19 protein-coding genes and 1 pseudogene are annotated in these 24,846 nt (G+C 74.0%); 15 read left to right on the plus strand and 5 right to left on the minus strand.

Annotation, left to right across the window (positions count from 1 at the left end):
• The coding region (locus JHAT_RS28935; RefSeq protein ID WP_107482053.1) for an FAD-binding and (Fe-S)-binding domain-containing protein at nt 1–2,977 on the minus strand (2,977 nt) is incomplete at its 3' end.
• Nucleotides 2,978–3,192: 215 nt separating this feature from the next.
• Between JHAT_RS28935 and JHAT_RS28940 the strand changes: the two genes are divergently transcribed.
• The 10 genes from JHAT_RS28940 (at nt 3,193) to JHAT_RS28985 (ending at nt 15,391) form a co-directional block, all read left to right on the plus strand.
• Nucleotides 3,193–3,585, plus strand: a complete 393-nt coding sequence (locus tag JHAT_RS28940; protein WP_253195641.1) for a cell division protein SepF — start codon at nt 3,193–3,195, stop codon at nt 3,583–3,585.
• Between the two features lie 307 nt (nt 3,586–3,892).
• Nucleotides 3,893–5,071 (plus strand): AAA family ATPase, encoded by a 1,179-nt coding sequence (locus JHAT_RS28945; protein WP_077801240.1) that lies wholly within the window; start codon nt 3,893–3,895, stop codon nt 5,069–5,071.
• Nucleotides 5,068–5,430, plus strand: a complete 363-nt coding sequence (locus JHAT_RS28950; protein WP_077801241.1) for a nucleotide pyrophosphohydrolase — start codon at nt 5,068–5,070, stop codon at nt 5,428–5,430. The genes JHAT_RS28945 and JHAT_RS28950 overlap by 4 nt, the downstream gene beginning before the upstream one ends.
• A 214-nt stretch (nt 5,431–5,644) precedes the next feature.
• Nucleotides 5,645–6,115 (plus strand): DUF6099 family protein, encoded by a 471-nt coding sequence (locus tag JHAT_RS28955; RefSeq protein WP_077801242.1) that lies wholly within the window; start codon nt 5,645–5,647, stop codon nt 6,113–6,115.
• 114 nt (nt 6,116–6,229) lie between these two features.
• Nucleotides 6,230–7,153: an LLM class F420-dependent oxidoreductase gene (locus JHAT_RS28960; RefSeq protein WP_077801243.1), complete on the plus strand. Its 924-nt coding sequence runs from the start codon at nt 6,230–6,232 to the stop codon at nt 7,151–7,153.
• A 157-nt stretch (nt 7,154–7,310) separates the two neighbouring features.
• Nucleotides 7,311–8,780, plus strand: a complete 1,470-nt coding sequence (locus JHAT_RS28965; RefSeq protein WP_077801244.1) for a 3' terminal RNA ribose 2'-O-methyltransferase Hen1 — start codon at nt 7,311–7,313, stop codon at nt 8,778–8,780.
• Nucleotides 8,777–11,341, plus strand: coding sequence for a polynucleotide kinase-phosphatase (locus JHAT_RS28970; protein WP_171991109.1), 2,565 nt, complete (start codon nt 8,777–8,779; stop codon nt 11,339–11,341). Before JHAT_RS28965 ends, JHAT_RS28970 begins: the two co-directional genes overlap by 4 nt.
• A 179-nt stretch (nt 11,342–11,520) precedes the next feature.
• Entirely contained in the window at nt 11,521–12,744 is a 1,224-nt protein-coding gene (locus JHAT_RS28975; RefSeq protein ID WP_077801245.1) for an arginine deiminase, read from the plus strand.
• A gap of 94 nt (nt 12,745–12,838) precedes the next feature.
• Nucleotides 12,839–13,846, plus strand: a complete 1,008-nt coding sequence (argF, locus tag JHAT_RS28980) for an ornithine carbamoyltransferase (RefSeq protein ID WP_077801246.1) — start codon at nt 12,839–12,841, stop codon at nt 13,844–13,846.
• 102 nt (nt 13,847–13,948) lie between these two features.
• Nucleotides 13,949–15,391, plus strand: a complete 1,443-nt coding sequence (locus JHAT_RS28985) for an amino acid permease (protein WP_077801247.1) — start codon at nt 13,949–13,951, stop codon at nt 15,389–15,391.
• Here JHAT_RS28985 and JHAT_RS28990 read toward each other — a convergent pair.
• Nucleotides 15,348–15,830: an ATP-binding protein gene (locus JHAT_RS28990; RefSeq protein WP_077801248.1), complete on the minus strand. Its 483-nt coding sequence runs from the start codon at nt 15,828–15,830 to the stop codon at nt 15,348–15,350. The two genes, JHAT_RS28985 and JHAT_RS28990, sit on opposite strands and share 44 nt — an antisense overlap.
• A 281-nt stretch (nt 15,831–16,111) precedes the next feature.
• Here JHAT_RS28990 and JHAT_RS28995 point away from each other — a divergent pair, with 281 nt between their 5' ends.
• Both JHAT_RS28995 and JHAT_RS29000 read left to right on the plus strand, forming a co-directional pair.
• Entirely contained in the window at nt 16,112–16,939 is an 828-nt protein-coding gene (locus JHAT_RS28995) for an enoyl-CoA hydratase family protein (RefSeq protein WP_077801249.1), read from the plus strand.
• Nucleotides 16,924–19,242, plus strand: a complete 2,319-nt coding sequence (locus JHAT_RS29000; protein ID WP_077801250.1) for a bifunctional salicylyl-CoA 5-hydroxylase/oxidoreductase — start codon at nt 16,924–16,926, stop codon at nt 19,240–19,242. The genes JHAT_RS28995 and JHAT_RS29000 overlap by 16 nt, the downstream gene beginning before the upstream one ends.
• A gap of 76 nt (nt 19,243–19,318) precedes the next feature.
• Here the strand turns inward: JHAT_RS29000 and JHAT_RS29005 are convergent, their stop codons facing one another.
• Both JHAT_RS29005 and JHAT_RS29010 read right to left on the minus strand, forming a co-directional pair.
• The gene (locus JHAT_RS29005) at nt 19,319–20,149 is read right to left on the minus strand and encodes a PaaX family transcriptional regulator C-terminal domain-containing protein (protein WP_077801251.1); all 831 of its coding nucleotides are present in this window, start codon (nt 20,147–20,149) and stop codon (nt 19,319–19,321) included.
• Nucleotides 20,150–20,174: 25 nt separating this feature from the next.
• Nucleotides 20,175–21,908, minus strand: a complete 1,734-nt coding sequence (locus JHAT_RS29010; RefSeq protein WP_253195642.1) for an AMP-binding protein — start codon at nt 21,906–21,908, stop codon at nt 20,175–20,177.
• Nucleotides 21,909–22,035: 127 nt separating this feature from the next.
• On the opposite strand from JHAT_RS29010, the gene JHAT_RS29015 reads away from it, so the two are divergent.
• Complete coding sequence (locus JHAT_RS29015; RefSeq protein ID WP_077801252.1) at nt 22,036–23,223, plus strand: acyl-CoA dehydrogenase family protein; 1,188 nt, start codon at nt 22,036–22,038, stop codon at nt 23,221–23,223.
• Entirely contained in the window at nt 23,220–23,618 is a 399-nt protein-coding gene (locus JHAT_RS29020; protein WP_077801253.1) for a RidA family protein, read from the plus strand. Before JHAT_RS29015 ends, JHAT_RS29020 begins: the two co-directional genes overlap by 4 nt.
• Here the strand turns inward: JHAT_RS29020 and JHAT_RS35570 are convergent.
• A pseudogene (locus JHAT_RS35570) lies at nt 23,618–23,785 on the minus strand (DUF5999 family protein); the annotation flags it as partial. The gene JHAT_RS29020 and the pseudogene JHAT_RS35570 sit on opposite strands and share 1 nt — an antisense overlap.
• A gap of 243 nt (nt 23,786–24,028) precedes the next feature.
• Here JHAT_RS35570 and JHAT_RS29030 point away from each other — a divergent pair.
• The gene (locus JHAT_RS29030; RefSeq protein WP_077801254.1) at nt 24,029–24,463 is read left to right on the plus strand and encodes a DUF6299 family protein; all 435 of its coding nucleotides are present in this window, start codon (nt 24,029–24,031) and stop codon (nt 24,461–24,463) included.
• Nucleotides 24,464–24,846 lie beyond the last annotated feature (383 nt).

Here is a 24,846-nt window from a genome sequence, read left to right on the forward strand (position 1 = left end):
CGGCCGGGCCGGGCAGCGCCGAGGCCAGCAGCTCCGCCAGGTGCGCGCCCTCGTGACCGCCGCTGTCGAACTCGTGGATCTGGGTACGGCAGCTGAACCCGTCGGCGAGCACGACGGTCGCCTCGTCCTCCTCCCGCAGCCGCGGCAGCAGCACCCGCTCCGCGCACGCCTCGCTGACGTCCAGGTGGCCGCGTTCGAAGCCGAAGTTGCCGGCCAGCCCGCAGCACCCGGAGTCCAGCCGCTCGGCGTCCACCCCGGCCCGGCGCAGCAGTTCCCGGTCGGCGTCCCAGCCGAGCACCGCGTGCTGGTGGCAGTGCACCTGGGCCAGCGCCTTCGCGGACCGTCCGGGCACCCGCGGCGGCTCGTAGCCGGGGGAGTGTCCGGTCAGCAGCTCCGACAGCGTGACCGTCCGTTCGGCCAGCCGGCGCACGTCCTGGTCGCCGGGGAACAGTTCCCCCGCGTCCGCCCGGAACACGGCCGCGCAGCTCGGCTCCAGGGCCACCACCGGACCACCCGCCCGCACGTGCGGGGCCAGGGCGCGCACCGTCCGGGCCAGGACCCGCTCCGCCGTGCCGAGCTGCCCGGTGGAGATCCAGGTCAGCCCGCAGCACAGCGGCTCGCCCGGCAGCTCCACCCGCCAGCCCGCGTGCTCCAGCACCCGCACGGCCGCCTGCCCGACGTGCGGGTGGAAGTGGTTCGTGAAGGTGTCCGGCCACAGCAGCACGGTGCCGCGCCGCCCGTCGCCCTCCGGCTCGTGCCGGGCGAACCACTGCTCGAACGTCCGCTCCGCGAACAGCGGCACCTCCCGGTCCGCCACCCCGGCGAGGGCCACGGCGGCCCGGGACAGCAACGGGGTGTGGGTGAGCGCGTTGACGACCGGACCGAGCCGGGCGCGGCCCACGGCCTGCGCGAGCACCGGCAGCCAGCCCATCGACCAGTCGGAGCGCGGCCTGCGCCAGGGCCGCCCCGCGTAGTGGTGGGACAGGAACTCCGCCTTGTACGTGGCCATGTCCACGTCCGCCGGACAGTCCTTCCTGCAGCCCTTGCAGGCCAGGCACAGGTCGAGGGCGTCCTTGACCGCCTCCGAGCGCCAGCCGTCCCGGACCGTGGCGTCCCCGTGCCCGTCGAGCATCTCGAACAGCAGCCGGGCCCGGCCCCGCGTGGAGTGCTCCTCCTCCCGGGTCACCTGGTACGACGGGCACATCACGGTGCCGTCGCTGGTGTGCTGCCGGCACTTGCCGACGCCGACGCACCGGTTGGCGGCCTGGGCGAACGACCCGCCGTCGTGCGGGAAACGGAAGTGCAGGTCGCGGGGGTCGTACGGGGCCCAGTCGCCGCCCAGGCGCAGGTCCTCGTCGAGCCGGCGGGGGGCGACGACCTTCCCGGGGTTCATCCGGTCCAGCGGGTCGAAGACGGCCTTCAGCCGGCCGAACGCCTCCACCAGCCCGTCGCCGAACATGCGCGACAGCAGCTCGCCCCGGCTCTGCCCGTCGCCGTGCTCGCCCGACAGCGACCCGCCGAACTCGACGACCAGGTCGGCCGCCCGTTCCATGAACCGGCGGTAGGCCGCCACCCCGTGCGCGGTGTACAGGTCGAAGGGGATGCGGGTGTGCACGCAGCCCTGCCCGAAGTGGCCGTACAGGCTGGGCCCGGTGTCGCTGAGGTAGCCGAACTCCTCGAACAGCGCCCGCAGCCGGCGCAGGTAGGCGCCGAGCTTCTCCGGCGCCACCGCCGAGTCCTCCCAGCCCTCGAAGGTGTCGCGCCTGCCGGGGATGTGGGCGGTCGCGCCGAGTCCGGCCTCGCGGACCCGCCACAGGTCCTGCTCGTGCGCCGGGTCGTCCATGAACGCGCAGTCGGCGTCGTGCTCGGAGCGGTGCACCGCGTCCAGCATCCGGTGGGCCCGCGCACCGGCCTCCTCCACCGTGTCGCCGCCGAACTGCACCAGCAGGTAGGCGTCGCCGTCGGGCATCTCGGCCAGCGCGTCCTCGTTGAGGTGCTTGATCCGCTCGTCGCGCACCAGCCGGGCGTCGACGCCCTCCAGCGCGATCGGCTCGTGCGGCAGCAGGTCGGGCACCGCGTCGGCGGCCTCCTCGATGCTGCCGAAGCCCAGCACCACCAGGGTGCGTTCCTTCACCACCGGCACCAGTTCCAGTTCCGCCCGCAGGACGGTGACCAGCGTCGACTCGCTGCCCACCAGCAGTCCGGCGACGTCGAAGCCGTACTCCGGCAGCAGCGAGTCCAGGTTGTAGCCCGAGACCCGGCGCGGGATGTCCGGGAACCGGCGGCGGATCTCGTCGGCGTACGTGTCGCGCAGCGCCCGCAGCCGCCGGTACACCGTCGACCGCAGGTCGCCCCGCCGCTCGATCTCGGCGTACTCCTCGTCACTGGTCTCCCCGCACCAGAAACGGGTGCCGTCGTAGAGCAGCACCTCCAGGCGGGCGACGTTGTCGACGACCTTGCCGTGCGCCTGGGCGGTGGCACCGCAGGAGTTGTTGCCGATCATGCCGCCGACGGTGCAGTTGGCGTGGGTGGCGGGTTCGGGTCCGAAGCGCAGCCCGTACGGGGCGAGCTGCCGGTTGAGGTCGTCCAGCACGATCCCGGGCTGGACGACACAGGTGCGGGCGTTCGCGTCCACGGACTCCACGCGCGTGCAGTACTTCGACCAGTCGAGCACCACACCGGCGTTGGTGCACTGCCCGGCCAGGCTGGTCCCGCCGCCCCGCGACAGCACCGGCGCGCCGAACTCCCGCGCCACGGCCACCGCTTCGGCGCCGGCCTCGGGGGTGCGCGGGACGACCACGCCGATCGGCGTCCGCCGGAAGTTCGAGGCGTCCGTCGAGTACGCGGCCCGGCTCCCCGCGTCGAACCTGACCTCGCCGTCGACCCGTGTGCGCAGGGCCGCCTCGAGCGCGCTCGTGTCGACCGGTGGCGGCGTCCCCTCGCGGACTACGGGTTCGGGCAGGTCCAGCGCGCCCATGGCCCCTCCTCGGTGCGATGCGCGGTGCGACGGTCACGACCGGCCGTACGTGCGGCACGGCAGCCGGCGGGTACCCCGCCGCAGGTCACGGCAACCTCCGGGTGGCGCTGTGCGCCGGGACGGTCGCCGACCGTGTCGCTGTTGGGCCGAACGGGTGAGTTGACGTAAGAATTGGCTGGTGCACGCATTGAAGGCGAGTGGAATCGGGGGAGCCGGTGAACAGCTACGACGTCACCGATGAACAGTGGGAAGGGCTCGCCCAGGTCGTTCCGTTGCGCGGGCGCGACGCCTGGCCGTCGTCGGTCGGCCATCGCGCGATGCCGGAGGCGGAGACGGAGGCACGGCGGCGTTTCGTCGTCCTGCGGGTCAACGTCTTCGCGGACGCCCGCGAGGTCGCCGAGACGCTGATGTCCGGCATTCCGGTGCTGCTGGACCTGACCAACGCCGAGACCGAGGTCGCCAAGCGCGTCCTGGACTTCAGCACGGGCGTCGTCTTCGGCCTGGCCAGCGGCATGCACCGGGTCGACCGCAACGTGTTCCTGCTGACTCCGGCCGGGACCGAGGTCAACGGCCTGATGGAGGGAGCGGCCGGGGTCCCGGGGATGTGACGGCCGGGGCGGACGCGCACCTCGGCGCCGGCCCCGCCGCCGGGGCGGGCCGCCCGTTCCCCGGGCGGTGGTGTCCGTCTCCCGGCGGTGGCGCCCGTCCCGCCCCGGCGGTGGCATCCGTCCCCCGGGCGGTGGCATCCGGGTCGGCCCCGGCGTACGGAGGCGCTCCCGTCCCCGGCGCGTGGGGCCGCCCGCCCGGCCCCGCGGTGCGACGGGCGCCCGTGAACCGGCCGTTCCGTCCCCCGTTCGTAGGAACGACGGGCAGACGGAACGGTTCGCCCGGAACGCGGAGCCCTACGGTCCGGACATGGCCGTGTCACCCGCGTCGACGGCGTCCGCGCCGACGGCCTCCCCCGCCCCCGCCCCCGCGCACCCGGACCGACCGCGCGTCACGGAACTGCGGTTGTCCGCGTTCGCCCGGCACCGGCGCGTCGAGATCCCGCTCGCGCCCCTCACCCTGCTCGCCGGGCCCAGCGGCTGCGGCAAGACCAGCGCGCTGCGGGCGTACGAGGCGCTCGCCCGGCTCGGCGGCGGCGCGGAACTCGGCACGGTCTTCCCCGACCCGCTCGCCTGCGTCCCCGAACGGGCCCGGCCCGACGCCCAGCGGCGCCGCGGCTTCCGCATCGGCTGCACGGTCGACGGCCCCGAGGGCCCCGTACGCCTCGACGTGGCCGTGCAGGCGGAGCCCGAACTGCGCATCGTGGGGGAGCGGCTGACGGCCGGCGGACTCGTCCTGCTGCAGACCGCCCTGCGCGACCCCGGCCGGCGTACCGTGCAGGCCGCCTGGCACACGGCCGGTTCGGCGCCGGTCACGCGTGCCCCGCTGCCCGACGACCGGCTCGGCACCCCACTGCTGCCGCTGCGCGTGGCCGGCAAGACGGACGGGCAGCGCAGGGTGCTGGCGGCGGCCGAACAGACGGTGGTCGCCCTGCGCTCCGTCTTCGCCTGCGACCCGCGCCCCGCCAGGATGCGCGAGCCCGTTCCCACCGGCTCCGGACGGCTGCTCGGCGGCTGCGACAACCTCGCCGACGTCCTGTGGCGCACCCGGACCGAGTGCGGCCGGCGGCACGCCCGGTTCGTCACCGCCGTACGGGCCGGGTGCGCGGACCCGGTCGAGGACGTCCTGGCCGAACCGGTCGCCGGCGGAGCGGTCCGCGCACTGCTGGACCGGGGCGACGGCGTCCGCACCGGCCTTCCGCGCCTCGGCTACGGCGAGCTGCGCTATCTCGCCCTCGCGCTCGTGCTGTTCACCGGCCCCGGTGTCCTGGAGGTCGACCCGGCCGGCGAGGTGCCCGCCGCGCTGCAGACGCTCACCGTCCTCGCCGACGGCTTCGACCGCGGCCTGGACGTGCACCAGCGCGCGGAACTGCTCCGGCTGGCGGCCCGGATGTGCGACCGCGGCCACATCCGTCTCGTCGGCGCCGTCGCGGACGCCTCGTGGACGGCGGCGGCGCAGGGCGTCACGGTGGTACACCTGGGGCCGTGACCGATCATCCCCTTCCCTCCCCGGACCTGGCGGCGCTGCAGCGCAGACTGGCCGAGTTCGCCGCCGCGCGGAACTGGCAGCCGTACCACACCCCGAAGAACCTGGTCGCCGCCCTCAGCGTGGAGGCCTCCGAACTCGTCGAGATCTTCCAGTGGCTGACGCCCGAGCAGTCGGCCCGCGTCATGGACGATCCCGGGACCGCCCACCGCGTCCGGGACGAGGTCGCCGACGTCCTGGCGTACCTGCTCCAGTTCTGCGAGGTGCTCGGCATCGATCCGCTCGCCGCGCTGGACGCGAAGATCGACCGCAACGAGTCCCGCTTTCCCGCGCCCGGCGGGTCCGGGGAGCGCGGGGACTGAGACCGGGAGGAACACGACGGGAGGGGGGGAACACAGGGGAGCCACACACTCCGTTATCACTCTCCGCAGTCGATTCCGCGTCCGTATCCCTATTGTTGTCCGAATATTTCTGCTCAGCTCTGGCTTTTCGCCCCACACACCTTCACTCTGGGTAGCGGACAAGGGAGTTCGGGCGGACGCGCCGCGAGCGCGTCGGAACAGACGGGGGCAGCGCATGGACGCGGTGCGGCTCATCGTGACGAGCGGGCGTGCCCTGGCCGCCGCCGGCGAGGTGCCGGAGATCCTGACGGAGGTGTGGCAGGCGCAAGCCCTCGCCCAGGCGATCGGCAGCCGGCTGGCGGTCCACGGACCCCCCGAACTGCGCGGCGAGGCCCTGGGACTGACCGAACTGGCGGGCCGTGGCTGCGGAGTGCTGCGCACACCCGACCTGGCCCCGGGCGAACTGCGCGCCGCCCGGCTCACCGAACTGGGCGACGCCCGCCAGGCCCTGATGTGCTTGGGCACCCTGCTCGGCGAGATCGGCATCGCCCTCGTCGGCACCGCCTGCACGGTGGACGACGAGGGCACCTACTGGCAGTGCATGGAGGCCATCGACGCGGCGGACGAGTCACGGGACCGGGTCCTGGAGATGCTGCGCAAACTGGCGGACCGGGACGCGGCGTCACCGGAACGGGAGGCGGGATAGCTCCCCCTCCCTCCGGCGCCCTCCCGGCGTCGTTCACCCGGCGGGACCGGGTACGCGCCGTGGCACGCGGGAGCCTGTCCGGCGGACGCCGCGCGACCAGGCAGGATGGAAGGCATGGAACTCCGTATCTTCACCGAGCCCCAGCAGGGGGCCACCTACGACACCTTGCTCGCCGTGGCGAAGGCCACCGAGGACCTCGGCTTCGACGCCTTCTTCCGCAGCGACCACTACCTCGCCATGGGCTCCGCGGACGGCCTGCCCGGCCCCACCGACGCCTGGATCACCCTCGCCGGCCTCGCCCGCGAGACCCGGCGCATCCGGCTCGGCACGCTCATGACCGCCGGCACCTTCCGGCTGCCCGGCGTGCTCGCCATCCAGGTCGCGCAGGTCGACCAGATGTCCGGCGGCCGCGTCGAGCTGGGCCTGGGCGCCGGCTGGTTCGAGGAGGAGCACAAGGCGTACGGCATCCCCTTCCCGAAGGAGAAGTTCGCCCGCCTCGAGGAGCAGCTGGCGATCGTCACCGGCCTGTGGGCCACGCAGACCGGCAAGACCTTCGACTTCCACGGGAAGTTCTACGACCTCACCGGGTCGCCCGCGCTGCCCAAGCCCGCGCAGGCGAAGGTCCCCGTGCTCATCGGCGGCCACGGCGCCACGCGCACCCCGCGTCTCGCCGCGCAGTACGCCGACGAGTTCAACATCCCCTTCGCCTCGATCGAGGACACCGAGCGCCAGTTCGCCCGGGTGCGGGCCGCCGCCGAGGAGGCCGGACGCGGCGCCGACGCGCTGACCTACTCCAACGCCCTCGTCGTCTGCGTCGGCAAGGACGACGCCGAGGTCGCCCGCCGGGCCGCCGTGATCGGCCGCGAGGTCGACGAGCTGAAGGCCAACGGCCTGGCGGGCTCCCCGGCCGAGGTCGTCGACAAGATCGGCCGCTACGCCGCCGCCGGCGCCCAGCGGATCTACCTCCAGATCCTCGACCTCGACGACCTGGACCACCTGGAGCTGATCTCCTCCCAGGTGCAGACGCAGCTGACCTGAGGAACGCCTCTCGAATAACCGAAGGCGCCGGTCACCCGCCCTGTGCGATGGTGTGACGGTCGTCCTGCCGGAGCCCCCGGGGAGCACCCCGGGGGCTCCCGCGCGCACGGCACCACGCAGTCGTCCCCTGTGACCGTCGACCCGGCCGGAGAGGCCCATGTTCCTGACCATCACCACCACCGGCACCCCCGAGCGCCCCGCGACCGACCTCGGCTTCCTGCTGCACAAGCACCCCGACAGGGCGCAGGCGTTCTCCACCTCCTCCGGCACGGCCCACGTGCTCTACCCCGAGGCGGAGGAACAGCGCTGCACGGCGGCGCTGCTGCTGGAGGTCGACGCGGTGGCCCTGGTCAGGCGCGGCAGGGGCAAGGGCCGGGGCGGCGCCCCCGACGCGGCACTCGCGCAGTACGTCAACGACCGCCCGTACGCGGCCTCGTCCCTCCTCGCCGTCGCGCTGAGCAACGTCTTCTCCAGCGCGATGCGCGGCGTGTGCAAGGCGCGCCCCGCGCGTGCGGCCGAGCCGCTCCCGCTGCGCGTCGAGATCCCGGCGCTGCCCGCCCGCGGCGGCCCCGACCTGGTACGGCGCCTGTTCGAGCCGCTCGGCTGGGCGGTCGGCGTCGAGGCCGTCCCGCTGGACACCGAGTTCCCCGAGTGGGGCGACTCGCGCTACGTCCGGCTCGTGCTGGAGTCCGGATCCCTCACCCTCTCGAACGCCCTGCGCCACCTGTACGTCCTCCTGCCGGTGCTCGACGACGCCAAGCACTACTGGGTCTCCCCGGACGAGGTCGACAAGCTGATGCGGGCCGGCGAGGGCTGGCTGCACGGGCACCCCGAGCAGAAGCTCATCACCAGCCGCTACCTGTCCCGCCGCTGGTCCCTGACCCGCGAGGCGATGGACCGGCTGGAGCTGATCCGGCTGGCCGAGACCGACGACAGCGAGGTCGAGGACATCGACAACGCCGTCGAGGCGGAGGCCGAGCAGGAGGAGAAGCCCACCCCGCTCGCCGTGCAGCGCCGCGAGGCGATCCTCACCGCCCTGCGGGACCACTCCGCCGCCCGTGTCCTCGACCTCGGCTGCGGAGAGGGCCACCTGGTGCGCGAGCTGCTCAAGGACCCGCGGTTCACCGAGATCGTCGGCACCGACGTCTCGGCGCGCGCCCTCACCATCGCCTCCCGGCGGCTCAAGCTGGACCGCATGGGCGAGCGGCAGGCGGCACGCGTCCAGCTCTTCCAGGGTTCCCTCGCCTACACGGACAAGCGCCTCAAGGGGTACGACGCCGCCGTGCTCAGCGAGGTGATCGAGCACCTCGACCTGCCGAGGCTGCCCGCGCTGGAGTACGCCGTCTTCGGCGCGGCACGCCCCCGTACCGTCGTCGTCACCACGCCGAACGTCGAGTACAACGTGCGCTGGGAGACCCTCCCGGCCGGGCACGTCCGCCACCGCGACCACCGCTTCGAGTGGACCCGCGAGGAGTTCCGCACCTGGGCGCACACTGTTGCCGAGCGGCACGGCTACGGCGTGGAGCTCCGTCCCGTCGGACCCGACGACCCCGAGGTGGGCCCGCCCACCCAGATGGCCGTGTTCACCCTCGACACCGTGACCGAGAAGGAGGCGAAGGCCGCATGACCGCCACCGGCGACACCACGGACACCACCACCGTGCGCTCCCGCGCCCTGCCCGTCACCGACCTCTCCCTCGTCGTGCTGATCGGCGCCTCCGGCTCCGGCAAGTCCACCTTCGCCCGACGCCACTTCAAGCCCACCGAGGTCATCTCCTCCGACTTCTGCCGCGGCCTGGTCGCCGACGACGAGAACGACCAGAGCGCCAGCCGCGACGCCTTCGACGTCCTGCACTACATCGCCGGCAAGCGGCTCGCCGCCGGACGCCGCACCGTCGTGGACGCCACCAACGTGCAGCAGGACGCCCGGCGCCGGCTGATCGAGCTGGCCAGGGAGCACGACGTGCTGCCCATAGCCATCGTCCTCGACGTGCCCGAGCAGCTCTGCGCCGAGCGCAACGCCGCCCGCACCGACCGCGCCGACATGCCCCGCCGGGTCATCCAGCGCCACACCCGCGAACTCCGCCGCTCCCTGCGCCACCTGGAGCGCGAGGGCTTCCGCAAGGTGCACGTCCTGCGCGGCGTCGAGGAGACCGAGCACGCCACCGTCGTCACCGAGAAGCGGTTCAACGACCTCACCCACCTCACCGGGCCCTTCGACATCATCGGTGACATCCACGGCTGCGCGTCCGAGCTGGAGGCCCTGCTCGGCAAGCTGGGCTACACCGACGGCGTCCACCCCGAGGGCCGCACCGCCGTCTTCGTCGGCGACCTCGTCGACCGCGGCCCGGACAGCCCCGGCGTACTGCGCCGCGTGATGGCGATGGTCAAGTCGGGCAACGCCCTCTGCGTCCCCGGCAACCACGAGAACAAGTACGGCCGCCACCTCAAGGGCCGCAAGGTCCAGCACACCCACGGACTCGCCGAGACCATCGAGCAGATGGAGAGCGAGAGCGAGGAGTTCCGCGCCGAGGTACGGGAGTTCATCGACGGCCTGGTCAGCCACTACGTCCTCGACGGCGGCCGGCTGGTCGTCTGCCACGCCGGTCTGCCGGAGAAGTACCACGGCCGCACCTCCGGCCGGGTCCGCGGCCACGCCCTGTACGGCGACACCACCGGCGAGACCGACGAGTTCGGGCTGCCGGTGCGCTACCCGTGGGCCGAGGACTACCGGGGCCGCGCGGCCGTCGTCTACGGCCACACCCCCGTTCCCGAGGCCACCTGGCTGAACAACACCCTCTGCCTGGACACCGGCGCCGTCTTCGGCGGCAAGCTCACCGCGCTGCGCTGGCCGGAGCGCGAGCTGGTCGACGTGCCCGCCGAGCGGGTCTGGTACGAGCCGGCCAGGCCGCTGCGCACCGAGGCGCCCGGCGGGCACGACGGCCGGCCGCTGGACCTGGCGGACGTCCAGGGCCGCCGGGTCGTGGAGACCCGGCACGCGGGCCGGATCACGGTACGGGAGGAGAACGCGGCGGCGGCCCTGGAGGTCATGAGCCGCTTCGCGACCGACCCCCGGCTGCTGCCGTACCTCCCGCCGACCATGGCACCGACCGCCACCTCGGGCGTGGAGGGCTACCTGGAGCACCCGAAGGAGGCGTTCGCGCAGTACGCGGCCGACGGGGTGGCGCGGGTCGTGTGCGAGGAGAAGCACATGGGCTCGCGGGCCGTGGTCCTGGTGTGCCGTGACGCGGACGCGGCGCGCGCACGCTTCGGCGTGGACGGCCCCACCGGGTCGCTCTACACCCGCACCGGCCGTCCGTTCCTCGACGACGCGTCCCTCAGCGAGGAGATCCTCGACCGGCTGCGCACGGCGATCGGCGAGGCCGGCCTGTGGGACGAGCTGTCCACCGACTGGCTGCTGCTGGACGCCGAGCTGATGCCGTGGTCGCTGAAGGCCTCCGGGCTGCTGCGCTCCCAGTACGCCGCCGTGGGCGCCGCCTCCGGCGCGGTGTTCCCGGGCGTGCTGTCCGCCCTGGAGGGCGCCGCCGCACGGGGCGTCGACGTCACGGAGCTGCTCGCCCGCCAGCGCGGGCGCTCCGCCGACGCCGCCGCGTTCACCGACGCCTACCGTCGCTACTGCTGGCCCACCGACGGCCTGGACGGCGTGCGCCTGGCGCCGTTCCAGATCCTCGCCGTCCAGGGCCGCAGCCTGGCCGCGCTGCCGCACGACGAGCAGCTCGCCCTCATCGACCGGCTCGTCGAGCACGACGCGAGCGGTCTGCTGCACACCACCCGGCGGCTGTACGTCGACACCGGCGACCCCGAGTCGGTGCGGGCCGGCACCGACTGGTGGCTGGAGATGACCGGCCGGGGCGGCGAGGGCATGGTCGTCAAGCCCGTCGGCGCACTGGTTCGCGACGACAAGGGTCGTCTGGTCCAGCCAGGCATCAAGTGCCGCGGCCGCGAGTACCTGCGGATCATCTACGGTCCCGAGTACACGCGTCCCGACAACCTGGCCCGGCTGCGGCAGCGGTTCCTGAACCACAAGCGGTCCCTGGCGATCCGCGAGTACGCCCTCGGCCTGGAGGCCCTGGACCGGCTCGCGGACGGCGAACCGCTGTGGCGGGTGCACGAGGCGGTCTTCGGGGTCCTCGCCCTGGAGTCGGAGCCGGTGGACCCGCGGCTGTGACGCCGCCGGGGCGAGCCGTGGACCCGCCGTGACGGTGGGAGCGCCACGGGCGGGCGGGCCGCGCGGCGAATGGCCGCGGTGACCCGCCCGCCCGTCGCCGGCCCCGCACGGCACGGCGGCGTGCACGGGTCCGCGCAAGCGGGGGATGAACGCGTGCCCGAAGGGTCAGGATGAAAGACATGGGATTCCACGTCGACTCCGAGGCCGGGCGGCTCAGCCGCGTCATCCTGCACCGGCCGGATCTCGAGCTCAAAAGGCTCACCCCCAGCAACAAGGACGCCCTTCTCTTCGACGACGTGCTCTGGGTGCGCCGGGCGCGCGCCGAGCACGACGGGTTCGCCGACGTGCTCCGCGACCGCGGGGTCGAGGTGCACCTCTTCGGTGACCTGCTCGCCGAGACCCTCCGGGTCCCGGCGGCCCGGCGGCTCGTCCTGGACCGGGTCTTCGACGAGAAGGAGTACGGAGTGCTGGCCACGGACCACCTCCGGGCCGCCTTCGAGACCCTGCCCGCCCCCGAGCTCGCCGAGGCCCTGGTCGGCGGCATGACCAAACGGGAGTTCCTGGACGCGCACACGGAGCCGGCCTCCGTGCGCTTCCACGTGATGGAACTGGACGACTTCCTGCTCGATCCGCTGCCCAACCACCTCTTCACCCGCGACACCTCGGCCTGGATCTACGACGGTGTCTCCATCAACGCCATGCGCTGGCCCGCCCGGCAGCGCGAGACGGTCCACTTCGAGGCGATCTACCGGCACCACCCGCTCTTCCGCGACGAGACGTTTCCCCTGTGGTCCGAGGGGCAGGCCGACTACCCCTCCACCATCGAGGGCGGGGACGTGCTGGTCATCGGCAACGGCGCCGTGCTGATCGGCATGAGCGAGCGGACCACCCCCCAGGCCGTGGAGATGCTCGCCCACAAGCTGTTCGCGGCCGGCTCCGCGCGCACGATCGTGGCCCTCGACATGCCCAAGCGGCGGGCCTTCATGCACCTCGACACCGTGATGACGATGGTCGACGGCGACACCTTCACCCAGTACGCCGGGCTCGGCATGCTGCGCTCGTACACCATCGAGCCGGGCGTGGGCGAGAAGGAGCTGAAGGTCACCGACCACCCGCCGGAGCACATGCACCGCGCGATCGCCGCCGCGCTCGGGCTGGGCGAGATCCGCGTCCTGACCGCGACGCAGGACGTCCACGCGGCCGAGCGCGAGCAGTGGGACGACGGCTGCAACGTCCTGGCCGTCGAGCCGGGCGTCGTCGTCGCCTACGAGCGCAACGCCACCACCAACACGCACCTGCGCAAACAGGGCATCGAGGTGATCGAGATCCCGGGCAGCGAGCTGGGCCGGGGCCGGGGCGGGCCGCGCTGCATGAGCTGTCCGGTGGAGCGCGCGGCCGTGTAGCGCCCCACGGGGACGAGTGCCGTATATAAATTCAGAAGTTCGTATACACTTCCAGAAGTCCCTGTCCCTGTCCCTGTATCCCTGGAGCGCCCCCATGGCGACAGTCCCGACCGTCCTCGCCGGCCGCCACTTCCTCAAGGAGACCGACTTCACCGCGGACGAGTTCCGCGGCCTGGTCGAGCTGGCCGCGGAGCTGAAGGCCGCCAAGAAGGCCGGGAGCGAGACGCCGTACCTGCGGGGCAGGAACATCGCGCTGATCTTCGAGAAGACCTCCACGCGCACCCGCTGCGCCTTCGAGGTCGCCGCCGCCGACCAGGGCGCCTCGACCACGTACCTCGACCCCTCGGGCTCGCAGATGGGCCACAAGGAGTCGGTCAAGGACACCGCCCGCGTCCTCGGACGGATGTTCGACGGCATCGAGTACCGCGGCGACAGCCAGCAGAAGGTCGAGGAGCTGGCCGCCCACGCCGGGGTCCCCGTCTACAACGGCCTCACCGACGACTGGCACCCCACCCAGATGCTCGCCGACGTGCTCACCATGACCGAGCACAGCGGCAAGCCCCTGTCGGAGATCTCCTTCGCCTACCTCGGCGACGCCCGCTTCAACATGGGCAACTCCTACCTGGTCACCGGCGCCCTGCTCGGCATGGACGTGCGCATCGTCGCCCCGAAGGCCTACTGGCCCGCCCAGGACGTCGTCGACGCGGCCCGCAAGCTCGCCGAGGAGAGCGGGGCGCGCGTCACCCTCACCGAGGCCCTGGACGAGGGCGTCCGCGGCGCCGACTTCGTCGCCACGGACGTCTGGGTCTCCATGGGCGAACCCAAGGACGTCTGGGCCGAACGGATCACCGCGCTGTCCCCGTACGCGGTGACCATGGACGTCCTGCGCGCCACCGGCAACCCGGACGTGAAGTTCCTGCACTGCCTGCCGGCCTTCCACGACCTGGGCACCGGGATCGGCCAGGAGATCTTCGAGGCGTACGGCCTGGACTCCCTCGAGGTCACGGACGAGGTCTTCGAGTCCGCGCACTCGGTCGTCTTCGACGAGGCGGAGAACCGCCTGCACACCATCAAGGCCGTCCTGGTCGCCACCCTCGCCTGAGCAGCGCCGCTAAGCTGTCCGGCGGCCCGGAGCCACCCCTTCCGCGCCGCCGGCCGCGACCACCGTCGCGCCCCGCACCACCAGAAACGAGCACCACCCGCCATGCCCGCTCACCGCATCAAGTCGCCCCGAGACCTCGTCGCCGAATCCGGCGCCGACCGCGAAGGCCACGGCCTGAAGCGCACCATGGGGCTGTTCCAGCTCGTCTGCTTCGGCGTCGGCGCCATCGTCGGCACCGGCATCTTCGTCGGCCTGTCCGACTCCGTCGCCGAGGCCGGCCCGGCCGTCGTCGTCTCCTTCGTGCTCGCCGCGGTCACCTGCGTCTTCACCGCGTTCGCCTTCGCCGAACTGGGCGGCGCGATCCCCGTCTCCGGCTCCTCGTACTCCTTCGCCTACGCCGGACTCGGCGAGCGCACCGCCTTCCTGGTCGGCTGGTGCCTGCTCCTGGAGTACGGCGTGTCGGTCTCCGCGGTCGCGGTCGGCTGGAGCCAGTACGTCAACGAGCTGCTGGACGGCGTCATCGGCCTCCGGCTCCCGCACGCGCTCTCCTCCGGACCCGCCGACGGCGGCCTGGTCAACCTCCCCGCGGTGATCGTCATCGCCCTGGCCTGCGTGCTGCTGGTGCGGGGCGTGCGCGAGAGCGCCCGGGCCACCGCCGCGATGGCCGTCCTCAAGCTCGCCGTGCTCGTCGCCTTCTGCGCCATCGGCTTCACCGCCTTCGAGGACGGCAACCTCACGCCGTTCTCGCCGGCCGGCCTCGGCGGCATCGGCGCCGGCACCACGGCCGCCTTCTTCTCGTACATCGGCTTCGACGCCATCACCACCGCCGGCGAGGAGGCCAAGAACCCGCGCCGCGACATCCCCGTCGCGATCCTGGTCTGCATCGGCCTGGTCACCCTGCTGTACTGCGCGGTCGCCCTCGCCGCGATCGGCGCCGTCGGCGGCGACACGGTCGGCGACCGGCCCGCCGCGCTGTCCTACGTCGTCGACGAGGTCACCGGCTCCACGATCGGCGGCGGCATCGTCGCCTTCGGCGCGGTCGTCGCCATCGCCTCGGTGGTGCTCGCCGTGATGTACGGACAGACCCGCATCCTGCTGTCCATGTCCCGCGACGGGCTCGTCCCGCCGGTGTTCGAGAAGGTCTCGCCGCGCACGGCCACACCCGTCGCCGGCACCCTGATCGTCGGCGTCGTCTTCGCGATCCCGGCCGCCTTCGCCTCGCTGGACGCGGTGGTCAACCTGTGCACCATCGGCACCCTGGCCACGATGGTCGCCGTCAACGTCGCGGTGATCGCCCTGCGCCGCCGCGAGCCGGGCCTCGCCCGCACCTTCCGCGTCCCGCTGTACCCGGTGACGCCGCTGCTCGGCGTCGGCTTCTGCCTCTACCTGATGTACGAGACGGGCGCCGCGACCTGGATCCAGTTCGCCGTGTTCCTCGCGGTGGGCCTGCTGGTCTACTCGGCCTACGGACGCCGGCACTCCCGGCTCGCCCGGGCCGCGCTCACTCCGCGGGACGCCGCGGAGCGGGTACCCCAGGAAGCCTGAACCAGACCGCCTTGCCGGAGCCGGTGGGGCGGTGACCGCAGGACGAGCTCAGGGCGCGGATCAGCAGCAGACCGCGCCCGTGCTCCTGCCAGGGGTCGGGCGGCTCCTTGTCCGGGAGCGTGAGGTCGCCCGGCGGCCGCGGGTCGGGGTCGTGCACCTCGACCTGGCAGCCGGTCGGCAGCAGCTCCACCACCAGCTCGATCGGCGCCCCGCCGGAGGTGTGCTCGACGGCGTTGGCGACCAGCTCGGCCGTCAGCAGCTCCGCGGTGTCGCTGTCGGCCGTGTGCTCCCGTTCGGCCAGGGCCGAGCGCACCAGGGCACGGGCCACCGGCACGGCCGCGGTGGTGTGCGGCAGTGCGATGCGCCAGAGAGCGGGGGCGGAAGGGTGATCGTGCACGGCGAGTCCGTTCTGGAGCAGGCGGTCCTGTCCTGCTTTCAACCTTATGAATGGTACGGCGCCGCCCGGCAGAGCCCTTCGACGGGCACCACGCGGGACCTTCGGCCCCGGCACCGGGCGGCCCGCCGGGGGAGCGCCCTCCCTCGCCCGGCACCCCCCTGTCACCGCGTCGTCGGCGCCCCGTGGCGGTGGTGACGGAAGCCGATCGTCCGCGATGCGGCCCCCCTGGACTATCGCGCGCCCGTGACGATGGTCACAGAAAGGTGATAGCTTCGAGGGGTAGCGCTCAGTGATGCCGTGCCCGCCCCAGGAGGCCGCCCGTCATGAGTCCCTTCACCGGCTCCGCCGCCCGCACCCCCGACTGGCGGCACCTGCGCGTCGACCTCACCGACGGTGTCGCCACCGTCACCCTGGCCCGCCCCGACAAGCTCAACGCGCTGACCTTCGAGGCCTACGCCGACCTGCGCGACCTGCTCGCCGAGCTGTCCCGGGAGCGGTCCGTACGGGCCCTGGTGCTGGCCGGCGAGGGGCGCGGTTTCTGCTCCGGCGGCGACGTCGACGAGATCATCGGCGCCACCCTGTCCATGGACACCGCGCAACTGCTGGACTTCAACCGGATGACCGGCCAGGTGGTGCGGGCCGTGCGGGAGTGCCCGTTCCCGGTGATCGCCGCACTGCACGGCGTCGCGGCCGGGGCGGGCGCCGTCCTCGCCCTGGCGGCCGACTTCCGCGTCGCCGACCCCAGCGCCCGCTTCGCCTTCCTCTTCACCCGCGTCGGCCTGTCCGGCGGCGACATGGGCGCCGCCTACCTGCTGCCCCGGGTCGTCGGCCTCGGCCACGCCACCCGCCTGCTGATGCTCGGCGAACCGGTGCGCGCGCCCGAGGCCGAGCGGATCGGCCTGATCAGCGAGCTGACCGACGAGGGCCACGCCGACGAGGCCGCCCGGACCCTCGCCCGCCGCCTCGCCGACGGCCCGGCCCTGGCGTACGCCCAGACCAAGGCGCTGCTGACGGCCGAGCTGGACATGCCCCTGGCGGCAGCGGTGGAACTGGACGCCTCCACCCAGGCCCTCCTGATGAACGGCGAGGACTACGCGGAGTTCCACGCGGCCTTCACGGACAAGCGCCCCCCGAAATGGCGAGGGAGGTAGCCGGCATGCTCCCGCCCGAGGGAACCGGCCACCCCCTGCGCACCGCGATCGTCGGCGGGGGCCCCGGCGGCCTGTACACCGCCGCCCTCCTCAAACGCCTCGCTCCCGACCGCGAGGTCACCGTCTGGGAACGCAACGCCCCCGACGACACCTTCGGCTTCGGCGTCGTCCTGTCCGACGAGACCCTCGGCGGCATCGAACACGCCGACCCGGAGGCCTACGCGGCCCTCCGGAAGGACTTCGTGCGCTGGGACGACATCGACATCGTCCACCGGGGCACCCGCCACACCTCCGGGGGACACCGCTTCGCCGCCCTGGGCCGCCGTCGCCTCCTGGAGATCCTGCACGCCCGCTGCCGCGCCCTCGGTGTGGACCTCCGCTTCCGCACCGAGGCCCCGCACCCGGACCGGCTCGCACGGGCGTACGACCTCGTCGTCGCCGCCGACGGGGTGCGCAGCACCACCCGGGACGCCTACGCGGAGGTGTTCCGCCCGCACGTCACCGCCCACCGCTGCCGCTACATCTGGCTGGCCGCCGACTTCGCCCTCGACGCCTTCCGCTTCGAGATCGCCGAGACCGGACACGGCGTGATGCAGCTGCACGGATACCCGTACGCGGCCGACGCGTCGACCGTCATCGTCGAGATGCGCGAGGAGGTGTGGCGGGCGGCCGGCTTCCACGAGCTGGGCGAACGCGCCTCCGCCGACCGCTGCGCCGAGGTCTTCGCCGACGCCCTCGGCGGACGGCCGCTCAGGTCCAACAGGTCGGCGTGGACCACCTTCCGCACGGTCGTCAACGAACGCTGGTCGCACGGCAACGTCGTCCTCCTCGGCGACGCCGCCCACACCGCCCACTTCTCCATCGGCTCCGGCACCAAGCTCGCCGTCGAGGACGCCGTGGCGCTCGCCGCCTGCCTGGACGAGCAGCCCTCGCTCAAGGAGGCGCTGGCCGCCTACGAGGAGGAGCGGCGCCCCGTCGTCGCCTCCACCCAGCGGGCGGCCCGCGCCAGCCTGGAGTGGTTCGAGGACCTCGCCCGGTACCTGGACCAGCCGCCCCGCCGCTTCGCCTTCAACCTGCTCACCCGCAGCCGCCGCGTCACCCACGGCAACCTGCGGCTGCGCGACCCCCGCTTCACCGAGTCCGTCGAGCGCGAGTTCGGCTGCCCGCCCGCCACGCCCCCGATGTTCACCCCGTTCCGGCTGCGCGGCCTGACCCTGCGCAACCGCGTCGTCGTCTCCCCGATGGACATGTACTCCGCCACCGACGGCGTCCCCGGCGACTTCCACCTGGTCCACCTGGGCGCCAGGGCGCTGGGCGGTGCCGGACTGGTGATGACCGAGATGGTGTGCGTCAGCCCGGAGGGCCGCATCACCCCCGGCTGCGCCGGCCTGTACACCGGACGGCAGGCCGAGGCGTGGCGGCGGATCACCGACTTCGCGCACGCCCGGGCGCCCGGCACCGCGATCGGCGTGCAGCTCGGGCACAGCGGGCGCAAGGGCTCGACCCGGCTGATGTGGGAGGGCATGGACGAGCCGCTCCCGGACGGCAACTGGCCCCTCGTGGCCGCCTCCCCGCTGCCGTACCGGCCGGACGGCCAGGTCCCGCGCGAGCTGTCCCGGGCGCAACTGACGGACGTGCGCGAGCAGTTCGCGGCCGCCGCCGCCCGCGCCGCGCGCGCCGGGTTCGACCTGCTCGAACTGCACTGCGCCCACGGTTACCTGCTCTCCGGCTTCCTCTCCCCGCTCACCAACCACCGCACGGACGCCTACGGCGGCACCCTGGACAAACGGCTCCGCTTCCCGCTGGAGGTCTTCGACGCCGTACGCGGCGTGTGGCCGGAGGAGCGGCCCATGACCGTGCGGATCTCCGCGACCGACTGGGCCGAGGGCGGCACGAGCGCCGAGGAGGCCGTGGAGATCGCCCGCGCCTTCGCCGCGCACGGCGCCGACGCGATCGACGTGTCCACCGGACAGGTCGTGGCCGACGAACGGCCGGAGTTCGGGCGGTCGTACCAGACGCCCTTCGCGGACCGCGTCCGGCACGAGGCGGGCGTCCCGGTGATCGCCGTCGGCGCCATCTCCTCCTGGGACGACGTCAACTCGCTGATCCTGGCCGGCCGCGCCGACCTGTGCGCCCTCGCCCGCCCCCACCTGTACGACCCGCACTGGACGCTGCACGCGGCGGCCGAGCAGGACTACACGGGCCCGGGCGCCGTCTGGCCGGCGCCGTACCGGGCGGGCAGCCGCCGCCCGCAGACCGGGCGCACCGACGCCCCCAAGCCCCGGCTCGCACTGCGCGACTGACCCGGCCGCACCCCGCCGGCACGGACGGTGCCGTGCCGGACGCCGGGGACCCCTCGCCGCGGGACCCGGCGACGGCTCACTCCGCCTCCGGGGCCGCGTAGGCCGCCCCCGCGTCGCGGAGCCGCTCGTGCAACGCCCGGAAGACGGCCGCCGAGCGGGTGCCGGGCCAGTCGGCGGGCAGCAGCCGGGCCGGCAGGCCCGGATCGGTGTAGGGGAGGTGGCGCCAGGAGTCCAGGGCCAGCAGGTAGTCCCGGTACGCCTCCTCGGGCGGGGTGTCCGCACGGCGCTCCCAGGCCTGCAGCACGCGCGCGTGGCGGTCGAGGAACGCCTCGTGCGCCTTGGCGATCGCGGCCAGGTCCCACCACCGCGCCACCGCCTCGGCGGTCGGCGGGAAGCCCAGGTGCTCCCCGCGGAAGAGGTCCACGTAGGCGTCCAGGCCCAGGCGGGCCAGCGTGTGCCGGGTCTCCTCGTACAGCCGGGCCGGGGCGATCCACACGCCGGGGGCGGCGGTGCCGAAGCCCAGCCCGGCCAGGCGGGAGCGCAGCACGTGCCGTCTCTGCCGCTCCGACTCGGGCACGGAGAACACGGCGAGCACCCAGCCCTCGTCGGCGTACGGCGCGGTGGCGTAGATGCGCCGGTCCCCGTCCTCCAGCAACTGCCGCGCTTCGGGGGACAGTTCGTATCCGGCCGCGCCGCGGGCCGTTCGGGCGGGCAGCAGCAGTCCGCGCCGCTTCAGCCGCGACACCGACGAACGCACGGAGGGCGCGTCCACCCCCACCGCGGCCAGCAGCCGGATCAGTTCGGCGACGGGCACCGGGCCCGGCGCGAAACGGCCGTACGCGCCGTAGAGCGTGACGATCAGGGACCTCGGGGTGTGCTGCGCGTGCTGGTCGGACACGTTGATCATCTTAGATCGTCGGCATCATCCCTGGTCACCCCCGGGCCTCGGGGGAGGGCAGCAGCCTGTACCGCTGGAGCTTGCCGGTCGCCGTGCGCGGCAGCGCGTCCCGGAAGTGGAACTCGCGCGGGCACTTGTACGGCGCCAGCTCGGACCTGAGGTACGCGCGCAGGGCCTCGCTGTCCTGCTCGGCGCCGTCCCTCAGCACCACGTGGGCCACCACGACCTGCCCGCGCGCCGCGTCGGGCCGGCCCACCACCGCCGCCTCCGCCACGTCCGGGTACCGCAGCAGTGCGTCCTCCACCTCCGGCCCGGCGATGTTGTACCCCGCGGAGATGATCATGTCGTCGGCGCGTGCGACGTAGCGGAAGTACCCGTCGGGCTCGCGGACGTAGGTGTCCCCGGTGATGTTCCAGCCGCCCCGCACGTACTCCCGCTGCCGCGGATCGGCGAGGTAGCGGCAGCCGACGGGTCCGCGCACCGCCAGCAGCCCGGGCTCCCCGTCCGGCACGGGCACGCCGTCCGCGTCCTGCACGCGCGCCTGCCACCCCGGCACCGGCACGCCCGTGGTGCCGGGCCGTGCGGCGTCGTCGGCCGCCGAGACGAAGATGTGCAGCAGTTCGGTGGCGCCGATGCCGTTGATGATGCGCAGGCCGGTGCGCTCGTGCCAGGAGCGCCAGGTGGCCGCCGGCAGGTTCTCGCCCGCCGAGACGCAGCGCCGCAGGCACGTCACGTCGTACGCGTCCAGCTCGTCCAGCATCGCCCGGTAGGCCGTCGGCGCGGTGAACAGCACCGACACCCGGTGCGCGGCGATCGCGGGCAACAGCTGCCGCGGCCCCGCCTGTTCGAGCAGCAGCGCGCTCGCCCCGGCCCGCATCGGGAAGATCACCAGCCCGCCGAGCCCGAAGGTGAACCCGAGCGGCGGACTGCCCGTGAAGAGGTCGTCCGCGCGCGGCCGCAGGACGTGCCGGGAGAAGGTGTCGGCGACCGCGAGCACGTCGCGGTGGAAGTGCACGCACCCCTTGGGGCGCCCGGTGGTGCCCGAGGTGAAGGCGATCAGCGCGACGTCGTCGGACGCGGTCGCCACGGCCGGGAACGGGGTGTGCGGCGCGGCGCCGTCCTCCGCACGGGTCAGCAGGTCGTCGGGCGCGTCCCCGCCGTACGTCGCGACCCGCAGCCCCGGGACCTCCGCCTTCGCGAGGTCGTCGACGGCGCGGACGTCGCACAGGGCGTGCCGCACGCGGGCGATCCCGCAGATGGTGCGCAGCTCGTGCGGGCGCTGCTGCGCCAGTACGGTGACCGCCACCGCGCCCGCCTTCAGCACCGCCAGCCAGCAGGCGGCCAGCCACGGGGTGGTGGGACCGCGCAGCAGCACCCGGTTGCCGGGGACGACGCCGAGGTCACCGGTGAGCAGGTGCGCGAGCCGGTCGACGCGGACCCGCAACTGCCCGTACGTCCAGACCTCCCCGGACGCGGTACGGAAGACCGGGCGGTCGTCGGGCGGGCCGGCGAGCAGCTCGGCCGCGCAGTTCAGACGGTCCGGATAGCGCAGCTCCGGCAGGTCGAAGCACAGCTCGGGCCACTGGTCGGGGGGCGGCAGGTGCTCGCGCGCGAACGTGTCGACGTGGGCGGAGGGGCACGGTCCGGCGCGGTGCGGTCCGGTGGGATGTCCGGCGGGGCGGGGGCCTGTCGCCCGGGGGCCTGCCGCCCGGGGATCCGCCACCCGGGGATCTGCGGCGGGCGGATCTGCGGCGTGTGGACCTGCCATGGTGGTTCGCCCCCTTTGTCGTGGTGGGCTCGCGCATCGAGCGTATCGTGTCGGTGACGGAAGTCAACGGTGCGCGATAGCCTCGGGTGTGGCCCGGCGGGCAGGGGAGCAGGGGAAGGGACCGGCGATGACCGCATTCTCGCTCGAACCGGAACAACTCGCCTGGTGCGCGCACCTGCGCGCCCTGGCCGCCGAACGACTGCGCCCCGTGGCCGACGAGGGCGAGCCGGGCCGCGTCAACCGCCCCCTCGTCGCCGCACTCGGCACCCTCGGCCTGCTGCCCCGCCTGTTCACCTCCGGCGCCCTCGAGCTGTGCCTGATGCGCGAGTCCCTCGCCTACGCCTGCACGGAGGCCGAGACCGCGCTCGCCCTCCAGGGGCTCGGCGCCCACCCGGTGCACGCCCACGGCACCGAGGCCCAGCGCGCCCGCTGGCTGCCCCGCGTGAGCGACGGGACCGCGGTGGCCGCCTTCGCCCTCAGCGAGCCCGGCGCGGGCTCGGACGCGGCGGCCCTGGCACTGAGGGCCGAGCCGGCGGGGCGGACGCGGCCGGCCGGCGCCGTCCCGGCCGCGGAACCCGACGGCCGCTCCGCCTGGCGGCTCACCGGTGAGAAGTGCTGGATCTCCAACGCCCCCGAGGCCGACCTCTACACCGTCTTCGCCCGCACCACCCCCGGCGCCGGCGCCCGCGGCGTCACCGCCTTCCTCGTGCCGGCCGACCGTCCCGGCCTCACCGGCACCCCCCTCGCCATGCTCTCGCCGCACCCCATCGGCGCCCTGACCTTCGACGCCGTCCCCGTCACCGCCGACGACGTGCTCGGCGAGCCGGACCGCGGCTTCCGCGTCGCCATGGGCACCCTCAACCTGTTCCGCCCCAGCGTCGGCGCCTTCGCCGTCGGCATGGCCCGCGCGGCCCTGGACGCCACCCTGGCCCACACCGCGGCCCGCGACGCCTTCGGCGGCAGGCTCCGCGACCTCCAGGCCGTCTCCCACCAGGTCGCCGAGATGGCCCTGCGCACCGAGGCGGCCCGCCTCATGGTGTACGCGGCGGCGACGGCGTACGACGAGAACGCGCCGGACGTGCCGAAGCGCGCCGCGATGGCCAAGCTCCTCGCCACCGAGACCGCCCAGTACGTCATCGACAGGGCCGTCCAACTGCACGGCGCCCGCGCCCTGCAACGCGGCCACCCCCTCGAACACCTCTACCGCGAGGTCCGCGCCCCCCGCGTCTACGAGGGCGCGAGCGAGGTGCAGCGCGACATCATCGCCAAGGAGCTGTACCGCACCCAGGGCACGACCGGGGAGGCCGGCGCATGACCGCCGAACGCGTGAACCCGCCCGACCTCTCCCCGCCCACCGGCTTCTCCCACGCCGTCGTCGCCACCGGCACCCGCGTCGTCTTCCTGGCCGGCCAGACCGCGCTGGACACCGACGGGAAGGTCAGCGGCGACACCCTCCCCGAACAGTTCGAGAAGGCCCTCGCCAACCTTCTCGCCGCCCTGCGCGCCGCCGGCGGCACCCCCGCCGACCTGGCCCGCGTCACCGTCTACGCCACCGACGTGGCCGACTACCGCCGCCACGCCGCCGGTCTCGGCCGCACCTGGCGCGCGCTCGCCGGCCGCGACTACCCGGCGATGGCGGTCGTGCAGGTCGTCCGCCTGTGGGACGAGCGGGCGCTGGTGGAACTGGACGGGTTCGCCGTACTGCCCTGAGGGCCCCGCCGCGGTGCGACGGCACGGCCGTCGGGCAGCAGCTCACCGGTGTCGTCGAAGACGATGCCGCCGTCGCACAGCAGGTTCCACCCCTGCTCGGGACGGGCGGCGACGACGTGCGCGCCGGGGGAGTCGGCTGCGGGGCAGGAAGGCCGGTGGGAACACATGGCGCACCTCCACGTCGTGAGGGCCGTCCCGTCGGTGGGACCACCCGTACGGACCGACCGTGCGCCCCGCGGCCGCCCGCCGCCAAGGGGCCGCGGCCGAACGTGACGAGACCCGGACGACACGGCGACGGTTCCACGACGGCCGATGCGGACTCGCCACCGAAGGGGTGAGGGTCACTGCCTTCGGGCCGTCCGCCCGGTACGAGTGGAATCCCTCATTCCGATCCGACCGGGAGGTCTCCCATGTCCCTGCGCCCCACCGCCCTCGCCGCCCTCGCCGCGGCCGCCGGCGCCGCCCTGCTGCTGCCGGCCGCCCCCGCCGCGACCGCGAAGGCCGCCCCCACCGAGACGGTCACCGTCGACTCCACCGGCCGCGTCGCCGCGGACGGCACGGTCACCCTCTCCGGGACCTACCGCTGCGTGCCCGGCACCGGACCGGTGTACGTCAGCTCCACCGTGAGCCAGGGCGACTCCGACGGGTACGGCATCGGAGGCACCCGCGCGGTGTGCGACGGCGTCCTGCACCACTGGACCAACACCGGCACGCCCTCCCGCGTCCTGGAGCCCGGCGCGGCCCACGTCGACGCCACCCTGCTGGAGCTGCGGCCGTTCGGCATCATCCCGCTGCCGACCTTCCACGCCCTGAGCAAGCAGGACATCACGCTGGTCCGGGCCTGAGGGCGCGAACGCTCCGGGGAGGCGCCGCCGAACGGGACGAACGGCGGCGCCTCCCCGCCACCGCCCGGCGGCCGAAGGAACACCGCGCGGGGACCGGCCCCTCGGGCGCCCGTCGACGTCCCGCTGGGAAGTGCGCCCGGCGCGTGCCCACGTGTGGCCGCGCAGGGACGAGGAAGGGCCGCTGCGCATGTCCACCACCGCCGTCCCGGCCCCTACGGGAATCCCGGGACCGTCATGCGGTCCCGGTCCTGCCGGCCAGTGCGCGGTCGAGGAGGGGCAGCAGACGGTCCCAGTGGAGCCGGAGCGCGGCGGGATCGAAGGCGTCGGTGTCCGACATGGTGAAGCCGTGGACGGTGCCGGGGTGGATCTCGGCTGGTCCACAC

Source organism: Streptomyces sp. JHA26 (assembly GCF_002005565.1).
Taxonomy (GTDB): domain Bacteria; phylum Actinomycetota; class Actinomycetes; order Streptomycetales; family Streptomycetaceae; genus Streptomyces.